Origin of the sequence: Polaromonas sp. (assembly GCF_049790275.1) — a bacterium.
In the GTDB taxonomy this organism is placed as follows: Bacteria; Pseudomonadota; Gammaproteobacteria; order Burkholderiales; family Burkholderiaceae_C; genus Polaromonas.
Genome location: NZ_JBAQYR010000058.1, coordinates 1 through 4,880 on the forward strand (window position 1 = coordinate 1; position 4,880 = coordinate 4,880).

General features: G+C 65.1%; 4 protein-coding genes and 1 pseudogene. 2 read left to right on the forward strand and 3 right to left on the reverse strand.

The window, feature by feature from the left end; all coding sequences use genetic code 11:
* Positions 1 to 134: pseudogene (locus WA904_RS08715) on the forward strand (IS1595 family transposase); the annotation flags it as partial.
* Positions 135 to 275: 141 nt separating this feature from the next.
* Here the strand turns inward: WA904_RS08715 and WA904_RS08720 are convergent.
* Together WA904_RS08720 and WA904_RS08725 are read right to left on the reverse strand one after the other, a co-directional pair.
* Positions 276 to 2,522 (reverse strand): ATP-binding protein, encoded by a 2,247-nt coding sequence (locus WA904_RS08720; RefSeq protein ID WP_425196730.1) that lies wholly within the window; start codon positions 2,520 to 2,522, stop codon positions 276 to 278.
* A gap of 5 nt (positions 2,523 to 2,527) precedes the next feature.
* Positions 2,528 to 2,722, reverse strand: a complete 195-nt coding sequence (locus WA904_RS08725; protein ID WP_425196731.1) for a hypothetical protein — start codon at positions 2,720 to 2,722, stop codon at positions 2,528 to 2,530.
* A 134-nt stretch (positions 2,723 to 2,856) separates the two neighbouring features.
* On the opposite strand from WA904_RS08725, the gene WA904_RS08730 reads away from it, so the two are divergent.
* Entirely contained in the window at positions 2,857 to 3,444 is a 588-nt protein-coding gene (locus tag WA904_RS08730; RefSeq protein WP_425196732.1) for a restriction endonuclease, read from the forward strand.
* Positions 3,445 to 3,514: 70 nt separating this feature from the next.
* Here the strand turns inward: WA904_RS08730 and WA904_RS08735 are convergent, their stop codons facing one another.
* Positions 3,515 to 4,732: a YbfB/YjiJ family MFS transporter gene (locus WA904_RS08735; RefSeq protein ID WP_425196733.1), complete on the reverse strand. Its 1,218-nt coding sequence runs from the start codon at positions 4,730 to 4,732 to the stop codon at positions 3,515 to 3,517.
* Positions 4,733 to 4,880: the final 148 nt, after the last annotated feature.

A 4,880-nucleotide genomic window follows, 5' to 3' on the forward strand; every position in this document is an offset into this window, starting at 1 on the left:
GGATGGTGCGATTCAATGGCGTGCCCAGGCACACGTTCTACCTGCATTTGAAGGAAACCGAGTTCAGATTCAACCACCGTCACTCAAGCCTCTACCAAGCGCTGTTATCCTTGCTACGAAGCAATCCCCTTTAACAAACTTTGCTTCCTAAGCCCCAAAAGTAATAGTCAAACGGGCCGGTAGCCCAATGGATGCGGGCGCAATCAGCTATCATTTTTGAAGCATAGCAGTTTCCGGCCGATGTTGCCGGCCGCGTCCGCCTTGGCCGCGACGCATCAGAAATTGCTGCCTACCAGTTCTTCCAGCTGGGCCGGATCCACCGGCTTGGTGAAGTGGTGGTCAAACCCCGCTTCCTGCGCCTTGCGCTTGTCATCGGCCTGGCCCCAGCCGGTGAGGGCCACGATGATGGGCGCCGGCGCCTGGTCGAGCTGGCGAATCCGGCGGCAGGCTTCGTAACCATCCATGTGCGGCATGCCGATGTCGAGGAAAATGATCTCCGGGCTGAAGTCTGCAGCCATGGCTATCGCCTCGGCCCCGTCATGGGCCGTACGCACGTCGTGCCCCATCATGCCCAGCAGGCTGGCGAGCGTGAAGGCGGCGTCCTTGTTGTCATCGGCCACCAGAATACGGCGTGGTTCGAAGCTCGTGCCCGGGGCCTGGGGCTGGGCCGGATTCGGGCGGTGGTCCGCGTCTGCCCCGGGCGGCACCTGCGTGGCCTGCGCCACCGGGAGCCAGACGACAAAGCGGCTGCCCGGACGGTCAGCGCGGCTTTCGACACCGATACGGCCACCGTGCATCTCGATGATCTTGCGCACCAGCGTCAGGCCGATGCCCAGGCCGCCCTGGGACTCGGGCATGGACGGGCTGCTTTCGCCCTGGACAAACATGTCGAAAATCCGGTTGCCCAGGTGTGCCGGGATACCGATGCCGGTGTCCTCCACGTTGACCGTCACACCCTGCGCATCGGCCACCGTGTGCAAAGCCACCGAACCACCTTCCGGCGTGTATTTCGCCGCGTTGTTGAGCAGGTTGGTGAAGGCCTGCGAGAGCCGGACCAGGTCGGCATCAACCAGCACGGAATCGTCCGGCAGCGTGGCCTCGAAGGTGTGGTGCCGCGCGGCGATCAGTGGTCGGCTGGTTTCCACCGCACTGCGCAGGGCATCGGCCAGTCTGATCTTTTCGAGGCGCAGCTCGAGCTTGCCCCGGCTGATGCGGTTGACATCCAGCAGGTCATCGACCAAGCGTGTCATGTGTGCGATCTGGCGGTCCATGATGGCCCGGGTTTCTTCCAGCTCAAACGGCCCGGCACTGCCACGGCGCAGGATTTCCACGCTGTTGCGCAGCGGAGCCAGCGGGTTGCGCAGCTCGTGGGCCAGCATCGCCAGGAACTCGTCCTTCATCCGGCTCATGTGCTCCGCTTCGCTGCGCGCAGCGCGCTCGCTGTCCAGCAGCTTTTCCCTTTCCTCGGCGGCCTGCCGCGCCACTTCGTAGAGCCGGGCATTGTCGATGGACACACCGGCCTGGGCCGCGATGCCGGTCACCAGCCTTTCCGCGCGTTCATCAAAAACACCGGCGTCCGGATGGCCGAAAAACAGGCCCCCTATCACCTCCGCGGAACCCGAGGCCACCGGCACGGCGAGATAACTCCGGATCACCGCAGGCTTTCGCGCCCCGCTCGCCGCGGTCGGCGGCGCTTCGTGACGCGGGTCTTTCTGCATATCGTCGAGGTGGATCAGCGGCGCGCCGCTGAGGGTCAGGTCAAACAGCGCGCCGGTGCGCGGCAGGCCGCAGGTGTCGAAGTCTTCCATCGCCATGCCCGCCACCGCCTGCAGCGCAAAGCCCTTGTCCCTGCGGGCAGCGGTGGAGTAAAAAAAGGCCCCAACCTTCGCGCCGCTGATTTCCGTGGCCGCGTCAATCACGGCCTGCGCCAGCATGCGCACGTCCAGCTTGGCGGTCAGGATAGTGCCAGTCTTGTTGAGGAGCTCCAGCACGCGGGCTTTTTTGTGCAAGGCGTCTTCGGCGCGCCGCTGTTCCGTGATGTCGCGAAAAACCCAGACCCGCCCCACATGGCGGCCTTCGACAAACTGCATTTTTGAATAGCGCTCATAAACCCGGCCGTCGCGCAGCTTGATCAGATCGAAACTTTCTGCCGGCGAGGTACGGTAGATCTCGTGGACGCGGTCGAGAAAGGCTTGCATGCCTTCGACCTGCGGCCCCACAAAAGACAACAGCCTTTCATGGTCGCGCGAGGCCATGAGCTGCTCGGGAATGCCCCACATCCGCACATACTGCTGGTTGAAGCCCGTGACTTGGGCGTTGTCGTCGGTCACCAGGATGCCGTCCCGGCTGGCCTCCAGCGTGGCCCGCATCATCGACAGGGAAAAATCCAGTTCCCTGGTCTTGTCTTCCAGGCCGCTGTGGGCGCTCGGCAGCGCCTGCTCGGCGCGCTGCCTGGCCAGCAGGATGCTCTGGGCGTTCTGCATGGCAACCGAGTGCAGCAGGCGGTCTTCGTCATCGGACATGTGTATCACCGCCTTTCGAGCAGACGTTCGGCTAGTGCGGTTCCCCGCACCCGCGTGTGAATCCTGGCAAATGCCGCGTCGCAGATGGCCTCGAGGCACAGCGCTTCCAGCCCGGGCGCATCCGCACCGCCGCCGGCGACGGCCTCGATGAGGTGCAGAGGCCGGGGAACGCTGCCGATGGGTTCGGTGGGAATATGCATGGTGACCTTACTATAAAGAGGCTTGGTCCCTGCCTGCGTAGGTGAAACGCGAATTTTTCCGAAAGTGTTTGACGGCCGCGCGGCGGCGCCCGCCAGTGCCGTGATACAAACTCCCCTCACCCGAAAGGAAGACCTTGAAATTCAAAATGGCTGAAAAGTCGCTGTTTGCCATCCTGCTGCGTTCTCCGTGGTGGATCAGCCTGGCCATCAGTCTCGCGATCGGGCTGGTGGCCAGGGCTCTGCTGCCGCCCGAGTACTTCCTGTTCGGTGCCATGGGCGGCTTTCCCTTCTTGGTGATTGCCGTGATCGCGGCCTGGCGGCAATTCAGCGCGCCCAGCACCGCCCATGTGGAGGCCACGCTGGCGCAGATAGGCGCGATGTCCTGGCGCGATTTTTCGGCAGCCTTGGGGCAAGCCCTGGGCCGCGAAGGTTTTGAGGTACGGCGCCTGGACAGTGCCGCCGCCGATTTCGAACTGCTCAAGGCCGGCCGTACCGTGCTGCTCAGCGGCAAACGCTGGAAAGCCGCGCGCCTGGGGCTGGAACCTTTCCAGGCTCTGGAAGCGGCCCGCCGCGCGCGTGATGCCAGCAGCAGCATCTGTGTCACCACTGGCGAGGTCACCGCCAACGCACGCCAGTTTGCCGTGGCCCAGCAGATCCGGGTCATCGAGGGCATGGAACTGGCGCAGTTGCTCAGGCCTGTGCTGGCCGCCGGAAAATCCTGAAGACAGGCACCAGATGCTCTGTTTTTGATAGCTGCTTGCGCCCGAGCACAAAGGGCTGCAGCCATTTTTCTTATGTAACCGGGGGCAAATCGGCCCGCCGCTTCCTGCCGGCCACGGGGTAGGCCCTGGCCATCCACAGGTACATCAGGGCACCGGCCACCAGCGCCGCGGCGGCAATTTCCAGCGACAGCGTGAACCCTTCGCCCAGCGTGCGGCTGTGCCTGAGCAGCAGCGCCACCAGCGGCGGGCCGGCAATCTGCCCAATACCGTACATGGCTGTCAGCAAACCCATATAGCTGGCCGCCGCGGCGGGACGCAGGCGCCGCACCTCCTGCATAGCAAAAAAGGTGATGGCGGTGAACGGAATGCCCAGCAGCAGGCTGCCGACGGCAAACCCCGCCAGGCTGGGGCTGAACACGCTGGCGGCAATGCCCAGCGCCTGCACCCCGTAACAGCCTGCCAGCAGGTAGCGGAAATCGCCGGTAGCCGGGATGCGTGTGGCCAGCAGCGCACCGGTCACCACGCCGCCGCCGAAGATGGGCCAGAAGAAGTCGATCCAGACAGAGTCCGGCATCGCTTCACGCGCAATCACCGGCAAAAAGGTGGCGGTGATGATGTAGCCAAAGCCCGCCAGCCCGTAGGCCAGGGCCAGCAGCAGCATCTGCTGGCGGCCTGCAGGCGCCTGGCTGCCGGCTGTGCTGACAGGCGGGCCGACGGCGCTGCCGCCTTGGCTCGCGCTGCCTTCCTGAAATATGCGCCAGACAGCCGCGGTCAGCACAGCAGCCAGCACGCCGAAAATCAGCCAGCCGGCAGCGGCCGTCCACTGCAACGCCACCATGGCGCTGGCAAACAGCCCGCTCAGCGCAATGCCTGCCCCCGGGCCGGCGTACATGATGCCGCCCAGTGTTGGCGCGCCCAGCCGGGCGAGCTGCGCCAGGCACCAGCCCGAGGTGTAGACAAACACCAGCGCACTCGCCACGCCGGCTGCAAAACGCAGCAGCGGCCAGGCGGCCGGCAGGTGCATGGCCATGCCCAGCGTGAGCAGGGTGGTGGCCACCAGGCCGCAGCGCACCCAGGTCGATGCGGCCACAACCGGCAGGAAAGGCAGCCGCTTCCAGATCCAGGGCTGGAAGGTGCACAGCAGCGCGCCAACCAGGTAACCGAAATAATTTGCGCTGGCCAGCCAGCTGGCGGAAGGCAGGTCGATCACGCCGTCGCTGAGCATCATGGGCAGCAGCGGCGTGAAGGCAAAGCGGCCTATGCCCATGGCGGTGGCCAGCGACAACATGCCGGCGATGGCAATCGCCCAGCGGCCCACGGCAGCCCGGCTCACGGCCTGGCGCCTGTGGCTGCGTTTAGTGTCAGCGCGATGCGGCGGCGCAGGCGCGCGGCGGCCTCGGCATCGCCGCCCTTTTCTGCCACCTGCAACTGCACCC